Annotated in this window: 21 protein-coding genes; 9 read left to right on the plus strand and 12 right to left on the minus strand. The window is 45.3% G+C overall.

Annotated elements, in window-relative coordinates:
- The 7 genes from AABA75_RS08775 to AABA75_RS08805 form a co-directional block, all read right to left on the minus strand.
- Complete coding sequence (locus tag AABA75_RS08775) at positions 1-498, minus strand: sigma-70 family RNA polymerase sigma factor (RefSeq protein ID WP_338292236.1); 498 nt, start codon at positions 496-498, stop codon at positions 1-3.
- 185 nt (positions 499-683) lie between these two features.
- Entirely contained in the window at positions 684-2,393 is a 1,710-nt protein-coding gene (locus AABA75_RS08780) for a BatD family protein (protein WP_338292237.1), read from the minus strand.
- 3 nt (positions 2,394-2,396) lie between these two features.
- Positions 2,397-4,247 (minus strand): vWA domain-containing protein, encoded by a 1,851-nt coding sequence (locus AABA75_RS08785; protein ID WP_338292238.1) that lies wholly within the window; start codon positions 4,245-4,247, stop codon positions 2,397-2,399.
- Complete coding sequence (locus AABA75_RS08790; RefSeq protein WP_338292239.1) at positions 4,244-5,248, minus strand: vWA domain-containing protein; 1,005 nt, start codon at positions 5,246-5,248, stop codon at positions 4,244-4,246. The genes AABA75_RS08785 and AABA75_RS08790 overlap by 4 nt, the downstream gene beginning before the upstream one ends.
- Entirely contained in the window at positions 5,241-5,753 is a 513-nt protein-coding gene (locus AABA75_RS08795) for a DUF4381 domain-containing protein (RefSeq protein ID WP_338292240.1), read from the minus strand. Before AABA75_RS08795 ends, AABA75_RS08790 begins: the two co-directional genes overlap by 8 nt.
- A 19-nt stretch (positions 5,754-5,772) precedes the next feature.
- Entirely contained in the window at positions 5,773-6,723 is a 951-nt protein-coding gene (locus tag AABA75_RS08800; RefSeq protein WP_338292241.1) for a DUF58 domain-containing protein, read from the minus strand.
- A gap of 10 nt (positions 6,724-6,733) precedes the next feature.
- Positions 6,734-7,690, minus strand: a complete 957-nt coding sequence (locus AABA75_RS08805) for an AAA family ATPase (RefSeq protein WP_338292242.1) — start codon at positions 7,688-7,690, stop codon at positions 6,734-6,736.
- Positions 7,691-7,990: 300 nt separating this feature from the next.
- Between AABA75_RS08805 and fadI the strand changes: the two genes are divergently transcribed.
- Together fadI and fadJ are read left to right on the plus strand one after the other, a co-directional pair.
- Positions 7,991-9,301, plus strand: coding sequence for an acetyl-CoA C-acyltransferase FadI (gene fadI / locus AABA75_RS08810; RefSeq protein ID WP_338292243.1), 1,311 nt, complete (start codon positions 7,991-7,993; stop codon positions 9,299-9,301).
- 24 nt (positions 9,302-9,325) lie between these two features.
- Positions 9,326-11,455, plus strand: a complete 2,130-nt coding sequence (fadJ, locus tag AABA75_RS08815) for a fatty acid oxidation complex subunit alpha FadJ (RefSeq protein WP_338292244.1) — start codon at positions 9,326-9,328, stop codon at positions 11,453-11,455.
- Between the two features lie 42 nt (positions 11,456-11,497).
- Here fadJ and AABA75_RS08820 read toward each other — a convergent pair whose 3' ends face one another.
- The 3 genes from AABA75_RS08820 to AABA75_RS08830 all read right to left on the minus strand — a co-directional run bounded on the left by AABA75_RS08820 (position 11,498) and on the right by AABA75_RS08830 (position 16,400).
- Positions 11,498-12,304: a nitrate- and nitrite sensing domain-containing protein gene (locus tag AABA75_RS08820; RefSeq protein ID WP_338292245.1), complete on the minus strand. Its 807-nt coding sequence runs from the start codon at positions 12,302-12,304 to the stop codon at positions 11,498-11,500.
- 39 nt (positions 12,305-12,343) lie between these two features.
- On the minus strand, positions 12,344-13,483 hold the full coding sequence (locus AABA75_RS08825) for a methyl-accepting chemotaxis protein (protein WP_338292246.1): 1,140 nt from the start codon (positions 13,481-13,483) through the stop codon (positions 12,344-12,346).
- A 253-nt stretch (positions 13,484-13,736) separates the two neighbouring features.
- Positions 13,737-16,400: an insulinase family protein gene (locus AABA75_RS08830; protein WP_338292247.1), complete on the minus strand. Its 2,664-nt coding sequence runs from the start codon at positions 16,398-16,400 to the stop codon at positions 13,737-13,739.
- A 197-nt stretch (positions 16,401-16,597) separates the two neighbouring features.
- Between AABA75_RS08830 and sixA the strand changes: the two genes are divergently transcribed.
- Both sixA and AABA75_RS08840 read left to right on the plus strand, forming a co-directional pair.
- The gene (gene sixA / locus AABA75_RS08835; RefSeq protein WP_338292248.1) at positions 16,598-17,065 is read left to right on the plus strand and encodes a phosphohistidine phosphatase SixA; all 468 of its coding nucleotides are present in this window, start codon (positions 16,598-16,600) and stop codon (positions 17,063-17,065) included.
- A 119-nt stretch (positions 17,066-17,184) separates the two neighbouring features.
- Positions 17,185-17,370 carry a hypothetical protein gene (locus AABA75_RS08840; RefSeq protein WP_338292249.1) on the plus strand — a complete coding sequence of 62 codons (186 nt, stop codon included), beginning with the start codon at positions 17,185-17,187 and terminating at the stop codon, positions 17,368-17,370.
- 118 nt (positions 17,371-17,488) lie between these two features.
- On the opposite strand, the gene AABA75_RS08845 is transcribed toward AABA75_RS08840, so the two are convergent.
- Entirely contained in the window at positions 17,489-18,790 is a 1,302-nt protein-coding gene (locus AABA75_RS08845; protein ID WP_338292250.1) for an HlyC/CorC family transporter, read from the minus strand.
- 88 nt (positions 18,791-18,878) lie between these two features.
- A complete protein-coding gene (locus AABA75_RS08850) occupies positions 18,879-19,670 on the minus strand; it encodes a cytochrome C assembly family protein (protein ID WP_338292251.1) in 792 nt (263 codons plus the stop codon).
- 163 nt (positions 19,671-19,833) lie between these two features.
- Here AABA75_RS08850 and ffh point away from each other — a divergent pair, with 163 nt between their 5' ends.
- The 5 genes from ffh to AABA75_RS08875 all read left to right on the plus strand — a co-directional run bounded on the left by ffh (position 19,834) and on the right by AABA75_RS08875 (position 24,551).
- A complete protein-coding gene (gene ffh, locus AABA75_RS08855; protein ID WP_338292252.1) occupies positions 19,834-21,210 on the plus strand; it encodes a signal recognition particle protein in 1,377 nt (458 codons plus the stop codon).
- A 103-nt stretch (positions 21,211-21,313) separates the two neighbouring features.
- Positions 21,314-21,589, plus strand: coding sequence for a hypothetical protein (locus AABA75_RS08860; protein WP_338292253.1), 276 nt, complete (start codon positions 21,314-21,316; stop codon positions 21,587-21,589).
- Positions 21,590-21,681: 92 nt separating this feature from the next.
- Positions 21,682-22,206: a GNAT family N-acetyltransferase gene (locus tag AABA75_RS08865; protein ID WP_338292254.1), complete on the plus strand. Its 525-nt coding sequence runs from the start codon at positions 21,682-21,684 to the stop codon at positions 22,204-22,206.
- A 145-nt stretch (positions 22,207-22,351) separates the two neighbouring features.
- Positions 22,352-24,022: a DUF1566 domain-containing protein gene (locus tag AABA75_RS08870; protein WP_338292255.1), complete on the plus strand. Its 1,671-nt coding sequence runs from the start codon at positions 22,352-22,354 to the stop codon at positions 24,020-24,022.
- A 13-nt stretch (positions 24,023-24,035) separates the two neighbouring features.
- Positions 24,036-24,551, plus strand: coding sequence for a DUF1566 domain-containing protein (locus tag AABA75_RS08875; RefSeq protein WP_338292256.1), 516 nt, complete (start codon positions 24,036-24,038; stop codon positions 24,549-24,551).
- Positions 24,552-24,558: the final 7 nt, after the last annotated feature.

Raw genomic sequence — 24,558 nt, forward strand, 5'->3', positions numbered from 1 at the left:
TCACTTCTCGCCTTTTTCAAGGGCATCTTTCAATTGATTTCGGGCCCTAAACAATCTGGTCATTACTGTGTTTTTATTAAGTTGCAACTCTTGTGCAATTTCTTCGCCATTGAAGCCGAATATTACCTGTAACATCAATGGCTCTCGGTACTCATCACTCAGGTTCGCCATCAATCCGTGTAACTCATCATGTTCTAACTGAGTATCATGATGAGGGCCTTCATCAGCCAAGGAAACGTCATCCATATCCACCAGGTCGAATTGTTTTCGTTCAAATCGGCGTGCATTTTCTCGCCGTAAGATAGTGATAAGCCATGCTTTGGCGGCTTTGTCATCCTTGAGTGAATCAAGTGATTTCCAGGCTCTTAAAAAGGTTTCCTGAACAACGTCCTCTGCTATGGCTTTGTCTTTTATCAGCCAATAAGCGTAACGATAAACGTCGCTATGCAGGTCCTTCACCAGCTTTTCATACTTTCTTTGCTTTTCCTGAGTATTCATTGGGACCGTATCAAGTTATTTTTACTTTCGTGATTTCATCACAATTTTTATACTTTTGTTATAAATCGTACCTGATAGTTTACAAAGGAAAACCTTAATATGGCCCGAGGTATAAATTCGGGCCTATCTGATACACGTATTCAACGGATATTACGTTGTTTTAACCAGCAATTAAACCACACTGCTTATGTCGTGGGATAGAGTGGTGCCGGGTTTGTTGTGGTTGAGTTATTGCGGGTTTGTTTTTGCTGCTTCTGAGCCACACTTAGCAGAGCTTTCAGCACCGCCTTTTCATCGCCACTGGACTGCTTGCCATAAAAATGACCATAAAAGTTATCAATGGCTTGTTTCAGCTCCGCATTGCCTAACATTTCGAGGTGAGTATAAACCGAGACGTTATGCGCCCCCGAAACGCTGCTTAGCCAGGGCAGCAACAGTTGATGGATGCGATTCAAGTCCGGCTGTTTGCGCATCAGCTCCTTTTGAAGCTCCTGCCAATGAGGCTTAGTGGTTTTGGCTGCTACAGTTGCTATCGGCGCTGTAGCCTTTCGAGTTTTAGACGAGATATACCACGCGATTAAGGTGATAAGCCATAACCCGCCTAAAATCCAGCTACTTATCGACCACCATTGTGGTGTGTTAATCGTTTGATGAGCGGTATCACTAATTTGACTCGTGGTTGGAACGACAGGCTCAATTTGTGTGTTATCGGGCAATGCTTGCGGTGCATTGGCTGGCGGCAACACCTGAATTGTGCGCGCAGGCAAGGTGGCAGTTTCGGTTTTTTTAGTGATCACATTAAACCAATTGAGCGAAACTTCAGGAATAATCATGGTGCCCGCTTCATTGGGGATAAGGGCTACCGTCTCAGTTCGCTGAGCAACTATGGTACCATTGCGCTGTACTCTGGCGGTATCCGCCTGGTCTGGATAAGCTTTCATTGCAGGGGGATACAGGGTATCCAGTTCTGGCAACTGGGTTTCGGTAACGCCTACGGCAGTAAGAGTTATGGTGCGTGTGACTGGAGTGCCCACGCGATATTCATCGTCAGGTGTTTGCCATTCTTCGGTTAATTGTACGAACTCAGATGGCAACCAGTGCTCGTTATAGCCTTCTGGGATGGGCAGTACCTGAACATCCACATCTTTGGCGATACGCTGTACATTGCGGGTTCGATTGAAAAAACCAAAACTCTGTCGATTGTTATCTACCACTTCACCATCAAATAGCGGTCCTCTGATGGTAAATTCCCCACTGCTATTGGGAATGATAGAAAACGTGCGTTCGATAATTCGGTAGCGTTTGCCATCAATGATATCAGTAAATTCTCTATCTTTGCCTACTTGCTCAATGTCAGCACCCGGTAATTCTGGCTGACTCAAGCTGCCGCTTTGTAAATCCACAGCAAGGTGAAGGCGGGTTGTGTATTTGATTTGTTGTTGTACGTAAACTATATCGCGCTCCGCTTCAGCGGTGATATAAATATCACGGGTTTGAGTGGCATTGGCGGAGGATACCGGGACAACTTCTATGTTGATGGGGGCAGTGGTTAACCCCGCCACATTTAGCGCCGGGATGGTAAAGGTACCGGGCGTTCTGGGTATTAGTGTCGTGGTCCACGTAGTGGAACGGGTTGTTTCAAAATTGATCATTTGGGTTTGGCGGCTGACACTAGTGCGCCCAACAACAAAATCGCGTAGCAGCGGTGAATTCTCAAATTCATCGCCGGGTACGTCATCATTGACGGTAACGGTTAGACGGAAGGACTCTTCTACCATTACCGGGTTTTTGTCTACGGTGGCTATCGCTTCAGTTGGCGCGGCGAAGCTCAATCTTGCACTAAAGGCAAACAAACAAATAAATAGCAATACTGTGTGTTTAACGTGAATTTGCATGATCTACCAGTTTTTTTGTTGTGAATTAGGGAGACGCTGACGCTGGCGGCGCTTTTGCTCCAGCAACATTTTTCGTTTCAATAAGAATGCCGGGTCATCTGGCACTTTACGCAACCAGTTTTCAATTTTTTGCAGCTGTTCTTTTTGTTCATCGGTTAGCTCAGGTTGCTCTTGCATCTGGGCTTGCTGTTCTTGTTGGCTTTCCTGCTCTTGTTGCTGTTGCTCCGATTGCGCCTCTTGCTCTTGTTGTTCTTGTTCCTGCTGCTGCGATTCTTGCGATTGTTGCTCGGATTGTTGCTCTTGTTGTTCTTGTTCTGAGCTGTCTTGTTGCTGCGAGCTATCCTGCTGCTCTTGCTGCTGGTTTTCATCACTTTGAGAATCTTGCTGTTGTTCTTGATCTGATTGCTGCTCCTGATCCTGCTCGGAATCTTCAGAGCTTTCAGAGTTTTGCTCTTGATTTTGCTGCTGTTGCTGTTCTAACAAATCTTCCAGGAATTGTTTATTCTCAGCCGCGTTAGGGTAGTCAGGATCCATTTTCAGCACCCGCTCGTAGGCGGCGATAGCTTCCTGAAACTGTTGTGATTGTGCCAAACTGTTGGCAAGACCAAAATTGCCATCAGGTGTGTCGAGTCCTGAGTATACTTCAGCAGCAGCTTCGTAATCTCCAGCGTTAAAATGAGATAAACCTTTCCACAGAGGGTCGTTAAATTGTTCCGCGGCGGTTGTAAAATCCTCCTGCTGATAACTCTGCGCACCTTGCTGGTCAGGGGTTTGCCATAAACCTTGCCACCAATTTGCAGAGGCCGGTTGAGGAGTCGCCGTAAACAATCCCACTAACACTACCGGAAGCACGCCTTTTCTGAAGCTGTACGCCGCAACAGGCAATAAAAGCAATAATAACCAAGGACCAAATTCTCGCCACTGGTCGCCGAAGCTGTCTTCTGGGGCTTCACCTTGAGATTCCTGCGGTTCAAACAAGGCTTCAGTCAAGTATTGAATATCCGCATCATCAGGTCGACTCACAATTAACTTACCACCTGTACTGCTGGCAATGGTAGAGAGGGCGGAAGTGCGCAATCTGGGGATGACCACGGCACCGGAACTGTCTTTTAAAAAATTGCCATTGATATCTTTTATCGGTGCGCCTTCCTCAGTGCCAATGGCGAGTATGTTTATTCTGTGTTCGTAGTCTGATAACAGGTTGCGGATTGGTGCCACTTCGGAAAGTTCTACTCCATCGGTGATCCAATATATTTCGCCACTTTGATAGCCTGCATTTTTTAACAGTTCAAAAGTGGTTTCCAGTGCAAACAGGGCATCACTGCCTTGAGATGGCATAATTTCAGGCGACAAACTGGGTATCAGTGCATGCAGGTTCTGAATATCGGAGGTGAGGGGACTGATCACAAATGCATCACCGGCATAGGCGACTAATCCTGTCTCGCCTTCTTCTAATAACGACACCAAGTCCATCGCTTTAAAGCGCGTTCGTGATAAGCGATTAGGCTTGATGTCCTCGGCTCGCATCGACATGGACATGTCCATTAACACCACTTTGCCTTTACTCACTTGATATACTGGTTGCGGTAATCGCTCCCATGTGGGGCCAGCCAATGCCAGACAGGTTAACATCCAACCGCAAAATAATAATAACCAAGGCGGCGTGTGTTGCTTTTCAGTTCGGGTGCTGATGAGATTGTCGTAAAGATGGTTAGCTAATACGCCCTGCCAACCTGATTGTTTCCGCACTTGTTTGCGCAACAAAAACAATAAAAATACCAACGGTAGCATCGCCAGCAACCACAAGGGGCGCAAAAATTGAAAGTTGTCCACAAGTGCTAATAAATCATTCATCTTGAAGCTCCCCTCAGCGAAAACAGCAGATTCCTGATAAGTGGTATTAACGCCATTAAAACTGTAGTGAAAAGGGCAAAGGCAAGCGGATAATAGAACAGTGCTTTTAGCGGACGCATTTGACGAGACTCCCGTTCTATAGGCTCCAGTTCATCTAATGTGGCGTAAATACTCTCCAGCTCTTGAACATCTCGAGCGCGGAAATATTGGCCGCCAGTGGCGTCAGCGAGCTCAGTGAGCATGGATTCATCCAGCTCTGCTGAAGGGTTAATACGACGATTACCGAATAACCCGCGGGCCATCATCTGATCGGCACCAACACCGATGGTGTATACAGTAATGCCCTCAGCGACAGCCAGCTCTTGTGCTTGTGCAGGTTCAAGGTTACCTGCGGTGTTTTGGCCATCGGTGAGTAAGATTAACACCCTGTTTGAGTCTTCTTTCAGACGAAAGCGCTTTACTGCCAGACCCACTGCATCACCAATGGCGGTGCGCTCACCCACCAGTTTGATTAGCGATTCATTTAGCAGAGTTTTGACCGTTTCCCGGTCGTAAGTTAGCGGTGCTTGCAGATAGGCGGTATCACCAAACAAAATCAATCCGATGCGGTCACCCACTCGACGTTCAATAAAGTCGTTAAGTACGTATTTTATCATCTGCAGTCGATTAACCGTTCGACCATTGATGGACATATCTTCCATTTCCATACTGCCGGATAAATCTACTGCGATCATCAGATCACGTCCTTCGGACGGGATACTGACGGGGTCGCCCAACCACTGTGGGCGTGCAGCGGCAATCACCAAAGACAGCCATGCAAGAGTTGCCAGAAATAAGGTCAGGCGACTTTTGGAGGCGGGTTTATCCACTGTCTGCATACCCGAAGTTAACTGTGGCACCATAAGCGCGGCTTCTTGTTGATTGTTTTTACCCGGCAACAGACGAATCAGCAAGGGCAAGGGTAAAAACGCAAAAGCCCATATCCAGAGAAACTCAATCATGGCTTACCTCTGCGTTGCGCAATTGTTTCTTGCCGGGAGGTAAAGCCTGCTTTAGGTATTTTGTGGTCAACTGAATAACATCGATCTCTATTGCAATGCTCTGTTGGCCGCTGCGTTGATATAGTCCGGAATCCAATGCCTGAAAAAGCGCTTCAAAGCGCGACTTTTTATTGGCTTTTATTTGCAGTTTCAAGAAGTCAGTCCAGCTTGCGCCATGCAAACTTGCCACATGGGCAGGGGAAAAATAGCTAATAAAGACGCGTTTAATAATTTTATTACACTGAGCTAGTATATTGTCTGCATCATTTTGCAGTGTGCCAAGTGTTTTGAGAGCCTCCCGTAACGCTTTGCGTTTTTTGTATCTGGCGACCAACCAGAAACACAAACTCACCAGTGCAATCAAACTCACTGTGAGCAAAACCCACCAACCCCAGGCGAACGGCCACAAGCCAATTTCAGCGCCTTGAGGGTTTTGACTAAATGATTCAGGTAAATTTATTGGCATGCCTTGCATCTGTTCAACCTCAAGCTATTTTTTGCAACGGGTTGAGCTGCATTTCTAGTGGTAAGCCACAATTAACATCCATCACTTGCACTTGTGCTTGCTCCAGCATCTTGCGATTTTCCGCCATAAACCTGGCGTGAATTTGTTGATAGTCCATCGCCTGGTGATGTTCACCCAACGTAATGGTCTGGCGCTTTTTGCCATCGGTAATGGCAACGGTTTGCGGTAAAGACACCTTAGGTAACTGATGTTCAAAGGGGTCACTTATGCGGTAACCAATCACCTCGCAATGTCTGGACAGTTGCGACAGATGTCGTTGTGCAGTGGCGCTTAAGTGTAAAAAGTCACTTAAGATAAACACCGCAGAGCCGGGGCGTGCCAAACGTCGAATCCGGGCGCACGCGTCATCAAATACCTGTTCTGGTGTTTCAGACATGACATTTTCATGCAAGTTCTTAATACCACTTAATAACGACAGCACTGCTTTTTGCCGAGTCATGGGTTTGAATTCGCGATGTTGTTTTTCGTTGAAAATCAATCCACCAATTCGATCACCACGTTTGGCTGCGCTCCAGGCGATAAGTGCTCCCAGATGAGATGCCATCACTGATTTGAAGAGCAATTGCGTACCAAAGTGCATGGAGTGCGACAAGTCCACGAGAATAAAAACCGGTCTTTCTTTTTCTTCGCGAAATAACTTGGTGTGGGTTTTCCCCGTGCGGGCCGTCACTCGCCAATCAATTGCTCGGATATCGTCGCCCGGTTGATAATGGCGGGCCTCGTCAAATTCCATACCGCGACCTTTCATTTTGGTCAGGTAAGTGCCGGCCAGACGCGCCTGAACCGTTTTATGCGGATTCAGATTTAATAAGCTGGTTCTATTTCGGTAATACAGCAATTCGGCCATATCTACGGCAACGCCATTGCTGCGATGCTCTTTTAACCAGGTTGCAACATCAAACTGCGCCATGCTGATCCTCCTAAGGCACAGGCACCAGTTCGAGGATCAGGTCGAGCACCTGGTCGGCCGTAATGCCCTCAGCTTCTGCTTCGTAAGACAGCAATATCCTGTGGCGCAAGGTATTGTGCACTACCGCTTGGATATCGTCAGGGCCGACATAATCACGACCGTTCAACCAGGCGTGAGCTCGGGCACATTTATCCAGTGAAATCGTGGCGCGAGGACTGGCACCAAATTCTAACCAACGGGCAAGTCTGTCATCGTATTTTTGTCCTTGACGAGTGGCAATAATGAGTTCCACCAGGTAGCGCTCAAGTCCGGCATCTAGGTGCATTGATAACACTTCTTCACGGGCTTTAAAGATTTGCTCCTGGGTTAATGGTGCCGGAACCGGCACTTTATTCTTGAGCGCTTCCGAACGGGTGAGCTTCAGGATTTCTAATTCGGTTTCCGCTCCGGTGTAGTCCACATTCAAATGCATCAGGAAGCGGTCTAACTGTGCTTCAGGCAAGGGGTAGGTACCTTCCTGCTCAATGGGGTTTTGCGTCGCCATGACCAGGAACAAAGAGGACAACGGATAGGTTTTGTTGCCCACGGTAATTTGCTGCTCTGCCATGGCTTCCAGCAAAGCTGATTGTACTTTTGCCGGGGCGCGATTGATTTCATCGGCTAATACCAGGTTGTGAAACAGCGGGCCTTTTTGAAAAACAAACTCACCCGTTTCAGGGCGGTAAATATCGGTTCCTGTCAAATCTGCGGGTAATAAGTCAGGGGTAAACTGGACGCGATGGAAGTCGCCTTCAATGCCTTTTGCCAAAGCATTAACCGCTCTGGTCTTGGCCAATCCGGGAGGCCCCTCTACCAGAAGGTGTCCGTCGGCTAATAACGCGATGAGTATATTCTTGGTAAATTCGGGCTGCCCGATAACCTGTGAATCCAGATAAGTTTTTAACGTTCGGAATTGTTCAGCTGACATACGTATTATTTTTCTACTTTGTTGATTGAAACGCGGTAAAAGCGCAATTTTAAACTATCCTCAATGGGCCGATAGCGGATTGTTATCCGTTTTTCAGGGGCACATTGATACCAAAAATAAGAGCGTGCAGTCTATATAAGGTTCCATCTGAGAAAAACAATGTTACAAAGCGATAGAAACAAGCTGAATGTTTGAACAAATTGGCAAGTGAACGGTGAATTTCTCACTTTAGATTGTAATTTCTAATCAAAAAGTTAAAATCACAAAAAATTAACAGGTCTGACCACTCAGAGGTGTAACATGTCCAAACAGCAATCAGTCACCACCAGAGACGGTGAACGCATTGCCATCGTCGCAGGTTTAAGAACTCCTTTCGCTAAAATGGCGACGTATTTTCACGGTATCCCGGCATTAGATTTAGGCAAAATGGTCGTCAATGAAATGTTGGTGCGCAATGACGTCAAGCCAGAGTGGGTTGAACAAGTGGTATATGGCCAGGTAGTACAAATGCCTGAGGCGCCAAACATTGCCAGAGAAATCGTTTTAGGTACCGGAATGAATGTCGGTACCGATGCCTATAGTGTGTCACGCGCTTGTGCCACCAGTTTTCAAGCAGCAGTTAATGTTGCCGAATCCATGATGGCCGGAACTATCGATGTGGGTATTGCCGGTGGTGCTGACTCAACATCAGTATCTCCAATCGGAGTTTCTAAAAAATTAGCTCGCGCCCTTGTGGATGCCCAAAAGGCAAAAACCTTGGGGCAAAAATGGGCGATTTTCAAAAAGTTGGGCCTGAAAGATTTAATGCCCGTGCCGCCCGCTGTTGCAGAATACTCAACGGGTTTGTCGATGGGACAAACTGCTGAGCAAATGGCCAAAACACACCAAATTGCTCGTGAAGACCAAGATGCCTTGGCACACCGTTCTCACACTAATGCCGCAGCCAGCTGGAATGAGGGCAAATTAGATGGCGAAGTAATGACAGCTTGGGCCGAACCTTTCAAAGGTGCCTTGGACAAAGATAATAACATTCGCTTCGATTCAACACTGGAAGGCTATAAGAAGCTACGCCCGGTATTTGATAAGAAGTACGGTTCCGTTACAGCGGCTAACGCAACCCCCTTAACCGATGGGGCCTCAGCAGTGCTGATGATGACTGAGAGCAAAGCCAAAGCCTTAGGATATAAACCTTTGGGTTATATCAAGAGTTATGCTTTCGCTGCGATTGATGTTTGGGAAGACATGCTAATGGGGCCTTCCTATGCTACGCCGATTGCGCTGGACAGAGCCGGAATGAGCCTTAATGACTTAACTCTGATAGAAATGCACGAAGCCTTTGCCGCACAGACGCTGGCAAACGTAAAGATGTTCGCCAGTGACAAGTTTGCTCAGGAAAAACTAGGACGCGACAAAGCAACAGGCGAAATCGACATGGAAAAATTCAATGTCATGGGAAGCTCCATTGCCTACGGTCACCCCTTCGCGGCTACGGGAACACGCATGATCACTCAAATGCTTAACGAGCTGAATCGCCGCGGCGGTGGCACCGGATTGCTGACAGCCTGCGCGGCAGGTGGTTTAGGCGCAGCAATGATCGTTGAAACTGAATAACCGGCCAGGATTGGAGAAGTTAAAATGACTGAACAAATACAAAGCGCCTTCACCTTAGAAAAGTTTGATGATGGCATTGCCGTTCTCACCATGGATGTGCCGGGCGAGAGCATGAATACCTTGAAAGCCGAGTTTGGTGAGCAAATTACCAGCATGCTGGATGACATCGAAAAAGACACCGAAATTAAAGGCGTCGTTTTGGCCAGCGGCAAACCATCTTCTTTCGTGGCGGGTGCTGATATTACTATGTTAGCTGCCTGTAAAACGGCAGAAGAAGCTGAGGCCCTGTCTAAAGGCGGTCAACAAGTTTTTGACCGGATGGAGAATTTCCGCGTGCCATTTGTTGCCGCGATACATGGTCCCGCCTTAGGTGGTGGCCTGGAACTGGCATTAGCATGTCATTACCGCGTTTGTACCGACAGCCCCAAAACACAACTGGGTGTGCCAGAAGTACAACTTGGTTTGTTGCCGGGTAGTGGTGGTACTCAGCGTTTGCCTGCATTGATTGGTATTCAGCAGGCGATGAAAATGATGTTAACTGGCGCACCAGCGCGTCCTAAGCAAGCTAAAAAGTACGGTATTGTTGATGAAGTCGTACCTGAAAGTGTACTGCTGGATGTGGCGCGTAAATTCGCCTTGAAAGGTAAACCAAACAGAAAACCACCTGCGTTGAAAGGTGCAAATAAGTTCCTTGAAGGAACCTCGCTTGGTCGTCAAATCCTGTTTAAACAGGCTCGTAAGCAGACGTTGAGCAAAACCAAAGGCAATTACCCCGCGCCAGAGCATATTTTGGATATCATGGAAGCTAGCGGCGGTAAGGCGACAACTCGAGGGTATGAGTTGGAAGCGAAATATTTTGGCAAGCTGGTAATGACGCCTGAGTCCGAGCAACTGCGCAATATTTTCTTTGCCACCACCGAAATGAAAAAGGAAACCGGCGTAGATGGTGTTGCACCGGTGAAAATGGAAAAAGTGGGTGTCTTAGGGGGCGGTTTAATGGGCGGTGGTATCGCTTTTGTAACTGCCAGCAAAGCCAAGCTGCCAGCGCGTATTAAAGATGTTCGCGCTGAAGGTATCGCTAACGCCATGAAGTACAGTTACGACTTGCTCAATAAAAAAGTGAAGCGTAAGTTTATGCGCAAGTCTGAAATGCAAAAGCAAATGGCGATGCTGACGGGTTCGTTAAACTATGATGGCTTTAAAGACACTGACATCGTTGTGGAAGCGGTATTTGAAGATCTGAACTTGAAGCAACAAATGGTGAATGATGTTGAGAACAACTGCAAAGAATCCACCATTTTTGCGTCCAATACTTCGTCTATTCCAATTCGTCAGATTGCGGAAAAGGCGGCACGTCCGGAACAGGTGATCGGTTTACACTATTTTTCCCCAGTAGATAAAATGCCACTTGCCGAGGTTATTGCTCATGAAAAAACCTCAGACGAAACGATATCTACCACGGTAGAGTTTGCCAAAAAACAAGGCAAGACACCTATTGTGGTAAAAGATGGTGCTGGTTTTTATGTAAACCGTATTTTGGCTCCATATATGAACGAAGCGGCAAACGTATTACTTGCCGGTGAGCCTATTGAACATATTGATGCGGCACTGGTTAAATTTGGTTTCCCGGTGGGCCCGATGAAGCTGCTGGATGAAGTGGGTATTGATGTGGGCGCCAAGATTTCACCTATCTTGGTGGCAGATCTGGGTGAGCGTTTTAAAGCGCCAGACGCTTTTGATAAGTTACTTGCCGATGATCGCAAAGGCAAGAAGAACGGTCGCGGGTTATATAGCTACACAGGCAAGAAGCCAGGAAAAGAAGTGGACGGTTCCGTGTATTCATTATTGGGTATTGAAACCTCTAAGAAAATGAGTTTTGAGCAAATCGCAGAGCGCTGTGTGTTGTTGATGCTCAATGAAGCTGCCTTGTGTCTTGCTGAAGGTGTGATTCGCAATCCGCGCGATGGTGATATCGGTACTATCTTTGGTATTGGTTTCCCACCGTTTTTAGGTGGGCCATTCCGCTACATGGACAGTTTAGGGGTTAGCCATGTGGTGGCTAGACTTGAGCACTATCAAGGGCAGTTTGGCGACAAGTTTGCCCCTGCCGACATCCTTAAAACTATGGCTAAAGAGAATAAGTCGTTCTATTAGCCACAACTTTAAAAGTTGCAGAAAGGCCCTTCGGGGCCTTTTTTATTGGCCTCGTCCTATTCTCTCTCCCAAATCTATGCTCTTATCAAAATGGGTGTATAAACCATCTATGCTGTCAGTACATAAATCAAACCATGCTTTTGTGGTCATGAGGTTCTGTGCTGGTAACAAACGTTCCTGAACTTGCTGAATGATGGCAGTTATAAGGGCTTTTTTCTGGCGGCTTTGCACATCTTTTTCTTGCAACGATTCTGCGGTTTGCTGCAATTTTTGACTCAAGTAGCACAGTCTGATTTTGGTGATGCTTTCACACTTTCTCGATGCAGTTACGCTCGTGCCTATTGCTCTGGTTTGACCGACAAACTCAATGGTATTCAGCAAGGAGATGGTAGTTTGCTCAAAGTCAGATGATTTAGATGCAGACCGGAAGCTCGCCATCCAAGAGATTTCATCTTCTATAGCAAAGATAAGTTGCTTTATTAGGGTATTGTGCAGCTTAAAATTATCTTCCACACTCTTTTGTTGCCAATGTTTCGATAGCTCCTGCCATAGTTGTATAGTAGCTTGCCAGTTGCGGTTTTTACTGGGCGCATGTTTCAGTGAATTAATACCTTCGGTAATTTTCGCTTCTAACCCGAGTAGATCTTTTTGTGTCGTTTCATCTCCGTTTAAAAAAGCGGTGGATTTTCCGCGATGTTGTTGAAACAGCCACATTAAGTGTCGCCAAGCTCTGAGGTGTATAGAGGCGGTATTAATTTTCTGATTTTTAATCTGTTTTTGTTCGTAGTGACTGATAAAGCAAACAAAAATAAATGTGCAGGTTACCAATAAAAACAAAATAGTTAACATCGCTACATCCTCTCATAACAGGCTTCAAAATACGGGGAGTTAGACCACCAGACGACTGTCGTTGGTAAGTGACCATACGTGATCTGCAATACGCGCAGTTTGTTTTGCAGCATAGCCATTTTCTTGCGCTGTCACCGCCAGCTCTTCGATATTGTTAGACATTTCCGCTGCTGCGAGTTGCTGCTGTTGAGAAGCTCCCGCTATAGTTTGAATGTCACAGGCTATCTGAGAAGAACGTTGGTTGATATTGTTCAATAGAGATTCAATGTTGCTTGCTTCTGCAACTGTGTCTTCAATTCTTTCGACCACTTGGGTCATACCCTCTGAGAGAACGAATGACTGCTTTTTTACATTCTGAATATGTTCGTTAATTTGTTGTGCTGATTGGCTGGTTTTGTCAGCGAGAATTCTTACTTCACTGGCAACTACCGCAAAGCCTTTGCCGTGCTCTCCCGCGCGGGCAGCTTCAATTGCCGCGTTAAGTGCCAACAGATTCGTTTGTGCTGAAACTTCGCCAATTAAGTCCGTTATCGAAGACACTCCTTGCGTCAGCTCTTCCAAGGTCTTTAGTTGCAAAAATGATTGTTTTGATAAGTTGGCTACTTGCTCAATATGAGAACGAACTTCGCTGACTGAATGAACACCAGAATGACTTAACTCGTTAGTGGATTGCACGCTGGAACGAATATCTGCAATGTTGCGACTGACCTCGTTCAAGGTCTGTTCTACTTCAGCAATACCTGCCGCCAGGCTACTGGTAGCTTGCGATTGCTGTAAAATATTAGTAGCTAATTGAGTTGAGTGATTGTTCAGCTCCTGGGTGGAGTGAGAAATTTCTGCAACCGAATCTTCGCTTACTGAAATTCTCCTTGCAGGAATATTTAGTATGGCGAGTAATCTGGATTTAAATTGCTGTTCTGATTGTACATTTACCGTGTCGCTTGGTTTGCTATTAAAAGCCAAATGCAAGAATTCTAAGGTCTCGCGCAGTATCTTCTGGTGTCTTGCCAGTAAATACCAATTCACCAATGCTTGTAGTACTATTAGTGCTAATAATCCCGGAGCCCAGTGGATCTGACTCGCCAGTAAAAATGCCAGTAATATGCAAGTCAGGGTGAAATATAGGTAAAGCTTTGAATCCACCCGTGATGTAAGTAGTGATGCGTGATCCCGTTGCATACAAATTCCTCTATATCCTGTAAAAGCCTGATAAATAGCAAAGCCAGTCCAGGTGGCTTCGCGTTGAGAGGCTTTTTAACTCCTATCAGTCGCTTCAAAATGGATGCCATAACGGCACATTCGCTAAAAGGTTAATAGATTCATAGTGATAACGAATTTTATCAGGATTAAAAGCGGCCCATTTGATACCTGAAATTCACTGTTACAGTGCAATTGCCCAAAAAAGCTTCAGGAGCCCGGGGAGGAAGAGTTTTCATTTGAATTGATAAATGTTTTCAAGGGGATTGATAAAAGCGTTGTTAACTGCAGTGTTTTCCGCGCCTTCACTATATAGTGCAAAGCTTTGCTCTGGCTCTAAAAAGTTTGCTTTAAACCAATCGCAAACCGCATTTTTCTCCAGCTTAGCAATGGTGCTGTTGAGTTGTTTTTCATGGCTAAAATCAACTTTTTCCCGGCCAATCGCTCCCCAATAACGTTGACACTTGACTGAAAAATTGATGCTTTTTTGTTTAATTTGTCGCTCCAGGTTTTTGCGATATTTATGCCATTGCTGAAGGTCTATCTGACACAACCACTGATAAAACGCTTGCAAGCTGTTCAGGGTTTCTACATATAGCTGCCAGGCACTGGCGTTCGGCGATTGAATAAACAGTACCGTTCCAGGGTGCTCATTGAATGGCATGTAACCCGTTCCCACCTGGTAGCCCAATTGTTTTTGATTGCGCATGCGATCAAAGTAATAGCCTGCCAGTATACTCTCCACTAGCATCATTTGCGCTCGGGATAATAGGGACTTGTCAGTGGTTTGCAAATACAGCACCAAAGCCGAGTCCGGGTGTTTACAGGGAAAACAGAAGCTTCGTTCATTGATGTCATTCAAGTACACCAGTTGCCTTTCTGTTTGACGAGTCGCCTGGCTTTGTGCCATCGCATCCAGTTGTTTAACAAATCCTTTCAGTTCCGCAGGGGCCCAGTCACCATAAATCAGACTTTCCAGGTAACAACTCTTGAAAAACGCATCGTGTCTGGCCTGAATATCACTCAACTCGGTTCCTTTCACCACAGTTGCCAGGTCTTCAGGTAACCAGGAGGCTGGAACAAAAATAGCTTGCAGTGCAGTAAAGAGACGGTTGAGAGGTTTGTTTTGGCTACTGCTGTGTAAACTATTTAAATATTCAGCCTTGTGTAATTCAAAATCAGGGCAAGGCTGAGGAGTCGCATAAACCTTTTGTAAGAGCTGTGTTACCAGCGCTAACTGTTTATCGGCAAAACCGCTGGTATGTAAACCAATACCGTTTTGATGGGCATAAAAATGAAAATGCAATCCGGCCAATTGCGCTTGATAAAAATTTTGATGAAAATTTGCCTCCAAGGTGCTGGCATATAACTTTCGATGAGCAACCTGTTCAATGTCGTTAACAACAGTGGTCTTATGCCAGGAGAAAAAGCACTCGCCTTTGTGTTGCGACTCCCGGTTCTCACTACCGAACCAGAAATTATTAAATGCAGTTACAGCCCTCTGAGGCAGTTCATCGTATATCAGGTCTGAAGCCTTTATTTCAGGAATGTAAGGGTTTTTATGGGGAAGCTGAATGCAGCTTTGAAATTCTTTAAGTTGTTCAGGAGAGGGGGCTTGTAGAGACAAGTTCTCATGTTCGTAGGGAACTTTATACCACTTACTTAAATGTTCGCATTTGTGTGAGTTTGAAATGGAGATAACGCGTAGTCGTTGCTGGCAGAGGTTGTCTAAAAACTGATTGAGCTTATCTTGCTGGAAATCACCCAGTAAGTAGTCACCGGTGAGAATATCTTCGCTGGGGTAGCGATTCAGGTTTTTTACCAGTTGTTGCACTAAATCAAGAGGATTAAGCGCTCCTTTGTGTTCAAACGCCAGCTTGTTTAGTTGCACCTTTTCTTCATAGTGGCGCAAGATATGTTGTGATTCTTTAATCAATTGCGCGTAAAAAAACACGCTATTGATGATGTCGTTTACGTGAGCAAGCCCATGGTCAGACAGCTCGATATACAAGTTGAAATCGCTAAACCCTGAGCCCTTTAATCCCGGTCCGGCTATGACTTGCGAAGCCCATTTTTGCGCTTTCCAATAGCGCATCAAGCTACCTTCACCTTCATAGCCGAATAAGTGGCTGACGATGGTTTCCACATCGGCTGCATTTGCCAAATCCGGTGTTTGGTGGAATATCAACATGAGGCGCTTATGGGCACGCTCAGTGTGTATTCTTATGTATTTGTTAAGTTGTTTTTCGCTGTACAAGTGGCGCAATTCCGCGGCTGGCAAATATTGTTTTCCTCGCGGAAAACTATCCAATTGCTCAGTAATATGAGCAATAGCCTCTGCCTGCACGGAGTTGGTTAAAACACAAAGGGAGATCTGCTCCGCCACAAAATGCTCTTGCCAATATGCTTTGAGCCGCCGTGCTATTTCTTCAGTAGAGAAGACGCCGAATATTTCTCTGTTACCTACGGCAAAGTGATGGAAAGGGTGGTCTGGATTACAAGTTTCTTTTTGTACTTCCATGACACGGCGCTGCTCTTCATTAATTTTGTTGTGAAACTCGGCGTCAATGGTTGTGATTTCTTTTTCTATACCGTCAAGGCTAAACAATGGAGCTTTAAGCATATCGAAAAAGATATGCAGCGCCTTGGCGAAGTATTTGTGGTGAACTTTGAAGTAAAAGGTGGTCGATTCTGCAGAGGTCCAGGCATTAATCTTGCCTTGATGTTCATCGAGAAAATGCAGTAAATAATTGTCTTTAGGGTAGTTTTCGCTACCTGTAAACAGTACGTGCTCCAACAGGTGGGCTAACCCCGGACAATCATCAGGATCGCAAAAACTTCCAGAAGCAACTGAAAATGCTAACGCGCACCATGGTCCATCTTCGTCCAAAACATGCAATAACTTTACACCCTTGTCTGTTTTGTGAAGCTGGTATTGAAGTGTATCCGACGGTGATTTAATCAAAGGTGAAGACCATGTGTTCAAACTGCTTTGCAATGGAAATTGTTGCTAAAGCATAGCCATATATTCGTAGAATTACAGTGCTTTTTTGTTATTATGCGTTGCTAAACACACAAAAAATCAATAATTAAATTATGCAGTTATTTTTGATGCGTCACGGCGAAGCAGAAAATAGTTTTAGCAATGATGCACAACGCAGTTTGACCACACAGGGTTTTATTGAGAGTCAAAAGGCAGGTGTGTGGCTCAATGATACTGTTAACCATATTGATTATGCCTTAGTCAGTCCTTTCAAGCGCGCCAGGCAAACTTATGAAATGGTGCAATCCATTACAACGGTGGCTCATACCGAGTTTTCCGAAGACATTATTCCATCGGGTAGTGTGGAGCTTGTTCATGATTACATTCAAGTGCTTGCCCAAGAGCGAAACCTGAAATCTCTTATAGTGGTAAGTCACATGCCCCTTGTTAGCTATTTGGTAGACAGCTTTTGCGGGCAATTGCGCTCAATTCTGTTTACCACGGCCTCCGTCGCCAGGCTCGATTATGACATCGAAGCGAATAAAGCTGTATTTGGAGAGTTATATTTACCCGAAAAATGAGGTTTTTCTGGTAAAACTGGGATATTGTCGTATATTGCATTTAATCGCAGTGATTTTTGTAAAAAACACTGTAGAAAAATCGCCAGTCAACCGATATAGAACTCGGGAGGATTGAGGAAATGTCAGGTAATAGTTTACCTGCGCAATTACAGAAGGTGTTGCAAAGCCATCTGGCGCAGAAAGATATTGCTTACGACGACGAGTTGCAGGGCATCATTAACAGGCTATCGGCACTGAACGAGTCTGTTGAAGAAGTGAAAAGTAAGATACTCGAAAATCGCAAAGCAAAACAAACCACTTCATAAAGCGGGGCTATGTTGCGGAGTTGCCATTAGTGGCAAAGTGCCGCCTTTGCCTCGACTTTATTCACCGCTGTGAGCCAAAGCGCTCTATCATCGCTTATAAACTTATGTTCCTTGAGATTCAGGCGTCGTCTTGTTGCGAGGGGGGAATGTAAAACTCTGGCATCACGCGAATGGTCTTAATTTTGTTGTCTTCGATGTCAACAATTTCAACCGGGTAACCCGCCAATCTGAAGCTCAGGTGCGTTTGTGGGATATCTTCCAGGTACTCAATAATGAGGCCGTTTAAAGTTTTTGGCCCATCGATCGGCAAATTCCAGTCCATTTCTCGATTAACATCACGGATGTTACTGCTGGCGTCCACCAGATATGAACCATCTTGCTGTAGTCGTGCTTTGTCGGTTTTTTCTTCAATAATACTGGTAGTAAAGTCGCCGACGATTTCTTCCAGAATATCTTCAAGGGTCACCAGACCCTGAATATCCCCATATTCATCTACTACAAGTCCTATACGCTCTTTGGCGGTCTGGAAATTGTAGAGCAGGGTGTGTAAAGGCGTTTTTTCGGGGGTAAAGTGAATTTCCCGAACTGCTCTTAATAACGACGCCTTTGAAAACTCATCCTTGGATAACAAGCGCAATGCATCTCTGACGTGAATAAACCCGACCGCGTCATCTACATTGTCTCGATATAACAATACCCGGGTGTGTTGAGCATGAGTCAGTTGCTTTTGAATGATTTTCCAGTCGTTGTTGATGTCTATCCCAAAAATATCATTACGCGGGATCATGATGTCTTCCGCGGTAACCTTCTCAAGATCCAGGATACCCATTAACATGTCTTGATGTTGTTTCGGAATCATAACACTCGACTCATGCACAACGGTGCGCAATTCTTCTTTACTTAACGAGTGGTTTCCTACTTCATCGGGGTTAACTCGAAACAGACGTAATATACCATTGGTTATGGTGTTGAGCGCTATGACAAGTGGATAGAAGAGTTTTAGTAGGGGAGTTAGTATTACTGAACTGGGAAAAGCAATGCGCTCTGGGTAGAGAGCAGCGAGAGTTTTTGGGGTTACTTCAGCGAATATTAATAACACAATGGTTAAACCAATAGTGTTAATGGTTGAGGCTACTGCAATGCCATAGTCGCCAAACCAGCGCAAACACAGTATGGCGGCGACAGTAGAAGCGCCGATATTGACCAGGTTATTCCCAATAAGGATAAGACCTATCAGACGGTCAGGGGTCTCTAAGAGCCTTTCAACTCGTTTGGCGCCCTTATTCCCTTCACTATTGAGGTGTTTCAAGCGATATCGGTTAATCGACATCATGCCTGTTTCAGAGCTAGAAAAATATGCAGAGAGAACAATGAGTACGCCCAAGATTATTAATAACGTACTGGTTGATATATCGTCCAACTAGTCAATCCTATGTAGTGTGACAGATGCAAATTTAGGGGTTAATAAACCTGACTTCAAGTCTTATTGCGGCTTTTTAAGGATTTTGTCATCCAATAAAGAATTCTTTGACGATGCGGCTACCGAAATAGGCAAGAGTCAACAGTATTACGCCAGTTATGGTGAAGCTAATTAGCGTGCTATCTCTAAGCCCTTTCCGTTTGTGTAAAACTATCATGCTCACATACATAAACCACGCAATCGTAGTGAGCAAGGTTTTATGCACCTGTCGCTGTTCGAACATGTCTTCAAGGAAGAAAAAACCGCTGGCCAATGACAGTGTTAATAGCACTGTGCCCAAGTTAATCAGCCGAAACAGGTTTTGCTCTACCTGCATTAATGGTGGCAACGAAGAATGTAGAATTGCACTGTTCTTTTGTTTTAATTTCTTATTTATGAACGACAATTGCAATGCGTAAAGAAAGGCAATGCTTAGACAGCCGTATGCGAGTAATGCGAGGCTGATGTGGGCAAGCAGGGAAGGATGCAATTCAATGTGCACAATCACTGAGCCGGGAGTGATGTTAGCAAGCAATACCATAATTGCTGAGAAACTTGTTACCAGAGGGAGTAAAAAATTTTGCTGGTTACGTAAAGATAATATCAGGATAACGGAGGTTATCAGTAATGCGGTAATAGATCCGACGTTCATAATACTGAGATTCTGCCCATTACCAGTCATTACACTGTGGGTTAAAGTGGCGAGATGCAGCAATACAGCTACACTGGCCGCCCCCAATGATACCTTCACCATAGGGCCTTCTTTATGGAACCAGCGAGTGGTGACGGATAACGTGGCCACCAGGTAAAGTAAGATGCAAATTAGATTGAGGGCTATCAATATTTTAACGTTTCACCATGAGTTATTCTGGCAGTATAAATAACCCGATTGTCTTAAACTAGTCTTTGCTTAATATTACAGTTAAAAATAACGGGTACTCATTGGCTTAAGCTATGGGTATAATTGAGTCAAATAACATTGAAATAGATGATAAGGCAAAAGCATGTTCGATAATTTGACCGAACGATTAGGTCAGACGCTTAAAAATATTTCCGGAAAAGGCAGACTTACTGAAGACAACATCAAAGAAACTATGCGCGAAGTGCGCATGGCACTGCTTGAGGCCGACGTGGCTCTTCCTGTGGTGCGCGAGTTCGTTGCAAAGGTAAAAGAACATGCGCTGGGCGAGGAAGTAGGTAAAAGCCTTAATCCGGGGCAGGCCTTTATCAAAGTAGTGCAAAAGCAGCTTGAGGCTGTTATGGGGGAGGCTAACGAGGAGCTGAACCTTGCCGCCACACCACCTGCCGTGGTACTTATGGCGGGTTTGCAAGGTGCGGGTAAAACCACAACAGTTGCTAAACTGGCGAAGTATTTAATCGAACGCCAGAAGAAAAAAGTATTAACTGTTAGTGCCGACGTTTATCGCCCAGCAGCGATTAAGCAATTGGAAACGCTTTCCGGTGAAGTAAAAGCGGAATTCTTTCCCTCTTCTGCAGACCAAAAGCCGGTTGATATTGTCAACACAGCGCTGGATCACGCTCGCAAAGCTTTCGTGGACGTGGTACTGGTGGATACCGCAGGTCGACTTGCCGTAGATGAAGATATGATGTTGGAAATTAAGCAACTTCACAGCGCAATCAATCCTGTTGAGACTCTGTTCGTAGTTGACTCTATGACGGGTCAAGATGCAGCCAATACGGCAAAAGCGTTTGATGAAGCGTTACCGCTTACGGGGGTTGTTTTAACTAAAACCGACGGTGACGCAAGAGGTGGTGCAGCACTGTCAGTGCGACACATCACGGGCAAGCCGATTAAATTCCTTGGGATCGGTGAAAAAACCGATGCTCTGGAGCCTTTCCATCCGGAACGCGTAGCATCGCGAATTTTGGGCATGGGCGATGTTCTCTCACTAATTGAGGAAGTTGAACGCAAAGTCGACAAGGATAAGGCCGCTAAACTCGCCAAAAAAGTGCAAAAGGGAAAAGGCTTTGATCTGCAGGACTTTAAAGAGCAGTTGGAGCAGATGCGCAACATGGGCGGTATGATGTCGCTAGTGGACAAACTTCCCGGTATGGGAAGTATGTCAGCACAAATAAAAGATCAGGCTGGTGACAAGCAGTTTAACCAGATGGAAGCGATTATTAATTCCATGACTCCGGGGGAGCGTGCTCGACCTGATATCATCAAAGGTTCACGTAAAAAGCGAATTGCAGCCGGCTCTGGGACACAGATTCAGGATGTGAACCGCTTACTCAAGCAATTCACACAAATGCAGAAAATGATGAAGAAAATGTCAGGCGGTGGCATGAAGAAAATGATGCGCAACATGCAGGGAATGATGCCTCCGGGTGGTCCGGGTGGCATGTTTCCACCAAGGTAAATCATTTGTTGCAACGAATGCTTACAAATTCTGACAATTTTGTCAGAAAAAGACTTTCGGTCTTTGTCAAGGTTTGAGGTAATTAAAATTAGGAGAATACCAGATGAATGAAAATAAAGAGCTCAAAGGGATATTTTTAGCAATTGGCAGCTTGGGATTTATCGTCTGCCTGTTTCTCCTAATCGCTTCAGCCTTGTCTATTTTCAAGATAAGCAAAATGATCACGTTAACCTGTGCGCTGATATCACTCGTGATATTCCACGAAGGTTTGGCTGAACAGGTGCAAAAGCGTATTAGACGATTGGCTAAGTATGAATTTCAGCAACTTTGGCGTTCATTGCAGATGACTCGTCAAAAGTGGTGCGGTGCCAGCGTTTAATGTGAAATTTTAATGACCTCCTGTTAATTAGAGGTCTTTATTACGTCCATTCTGCCTATCTTAATTATCCATTGCGAATAAAGGTTTTTGCGTTGAGCGCATCTATTCCTCCTGTTTCTGGTGCTCCAGGTAAATCGGATACTCTGATTTTCAGAAGCTTTAATCCTGAGCTGTGTGAAGAACTTCGCTCTTGGTTTACAACTCCGCAGCAAATCGTCTTTTGGAGTGGCCTTAAGTTTGGCTTTCCTGACAGTGTAATTCAATTCAGGGCGCAACTTAAACTTGCTCAAATTCCAGCGTATGCTTTGCTCTCTGAAGAGGAAAATCAATTGCTGGGTTTTGGTCAGATGATGTACGACAATGGGCGATGTCATTTTGTTCGGGTGGCAACTAATCCAACCCGGCGAGGGCAGGGATATGGCAAAAAGCTACTTGCCTGTCTATTGGCACAGGGACAGCGCAAATTCAATCCGCAATTTTTTTCGTTGTTCGTCAACCAGTCAAATCAAGTGGCTATTAATTTATACCGCGCAGTGGGCTTCAAGCACACCCAATATCCCGGACCTATGCCGAACACTCAGAGCTGGTATCTGGAAAAGCCTGCAGGTAGTTTATAGTATTAGATGATAAATTTTTTGAAAAAAAATGTTCAATTTGGACAGTTTGTGCAAGAAATTTGCATAAGTCTTTTGTAAGCACTTGCGGTGCCATCTTTTTGGCGGGCACCTGACCTTTATTTCTAATCAATAAAAGAGTATACAAATGGAACTGAAGCATTGGTTATTAGTACCACTGGCTGCATCACTGTTAGCTTGTGGCTCCAGCAGCGATGAAGACAGAATCGATACGGTAACAATTACAATTTCTGCCAGTGGCACAATAGTTAACGAGCAAACTGAAGTTGCTCTAGGCGGCAGAACCAGCCTTCAGGATGTGACAAGTTATAGCTGGTCTGTCAGCGACCCTGATTACAGTGTTGTGCACGATGATAATAGCGTTCCCACCGCAACACTAACGACACCGGAGGTTAGGACAAGTGAAGAGCAGGTCACTTTGTCGCTAACTGCCACGCCAGCCGAGGGCTCAGCAGTAACCGGAACGTTTGTCCTGACGGTGCGGCCGGTAAATATTGAACCTGTAGCGTCGGTGACCATTTCTCAGGATGACAGGTTTGCTGACAATACCTACGGTGGAGCGCTTACAGTTACCTTTACTGGAAGCGGAACCGACGAAGATCCTATTGATAGCGAAAACCCCATAAGTGCCTTTGAGTGGCAACAGGTATCAGGCACCGATGTCCTCACCGGTGTGGATACAACCTCTAACTTACTGACTCTTACGACACCAGCGTTAACCAGCTCTGAAACGCTTAGTTTTGAATTAATCGTAACCGATAATGAAGGCGCAACGGGTAAGCAGGCATTTGATATTGTGGTGCTTGATGTGACTCAAACTCCGCCCATTGCCGAGGCAGGGAATCCGATTACAATAATGGAGGGGGAGCGTTTTCTGCTATCAGGCTCCGCCACAGCACTAAGCGATAATGCATCTCCATTTTTGTTTGAATGGACAAATAACTCTAGCGATCTGGCCGAATTTGCCGATGCTTCCGATGCAACGACTTACGCTGACGCACCTGCTGTCATGGAGGATACTAATATTACTATCGATTTGCGGGTTGTTGACCAGTTTAATAATGAAGACAACGACCAGGTTGTGGTTACTGTCAGAGAAATGCCTGCAACCTATGTTAATGATACTGGCGTTACGGCTAACGTTTCCAATACCGGGTTGATCAATGGCTCCAGCCATAACTTTCCAGGACAGGACGCTGACTTGGGGCGCGACAGAATGCATGCGTCGGATGTACTGGAGAAAGCGGGGGCCGGTGATGAAGGTTTTGATTTTACCAAGTTGGACGAATTTGGTGATGAAATAGATGCCTCTGAAACGAGTTGGAGCTGCGTAAGAGACAACGTTACAGGCCTGATTTGGGAAATGAAAACCAATGATAGCGGTTTGCACGATGTTAATAATACCTATTCATGGGTATCCAGTACTACCTCGGAAGAAGCCCAGAACGATGGAGCTTCCTGTACGTTGACCACTTGTAATACGGCCGCTTTTGTCGAGGCCGTGAATGCGGAGGGATTGTGCGGGTTTTTTGACTGGCGGATGCCTACCCACAATGAACTTAAATCAATTTTACATTTTGGTGAAACTAATAATACCTTCATTGACGGTGACTACTTCCCGTTTAATAACCCTGACACCAGTACTGAAACATGGTACTGGACCAGTATCCAAAATGTTGATGGTGCCAGTGGTGATGTGTTGCAAAACAGTTGGGCTATTGATTTTAGCTCTGGTAACGATAATTTCTTACTAAAATCTACTGAAAATCACGTGCGTCTGGTACGTGCTGGACGATAATAAGGAGAGGGACATGAAATTGATAAAACTCGTTATACCTGCATTTTTCGCCTTTGCATGTAATATTCAGGCGCAAACCTGCGTTTCAGGGTTGCCAGAAACTGCTCCTGAAGCAAACTTTACTGATAATGAAGATGGCACTGTCACCGATACATCCACTGGATTAATGTGGATGCGTTGTAGCATTGGCCAGACGTGGAGCGACACAGACAGTACTTGCACTGGTGATGCTACGGCCTTGACCTGGCAGGAGGCGCTACAAATTGCATACGGTTATGAGTATGCCGGACACAATGATTGGCGATTGCCAAACGTGAAACAACTTATCAGTATTACTGAAAAAACCTGTGTACGTCCGTCGATTAATGAAACGATTTTTCCTGAAACCACATCGGATGATTATTGGAGCAGTACTCCTTCGCTAAATGACTACACCATGTCTTGGGTAGTGGCGTTTTTTAACAGCAGTAACTCGTTGAAAGAAAAGGATGCGTTTGTATATTCGCGTTTAGTACGTGTCGCTGACTGATTAAAAA

Source organism: Planctobacterium marinum (genome assembly GCF_036322805.1).
GTDB classification, from domain to species: domain Bacteria; phylum Pseudomonadota; class Gammaproteobacteria; order Enterobacterales; family Alteromonadaceae; genus Planctobacterium; species Planctobacterium marinum_A.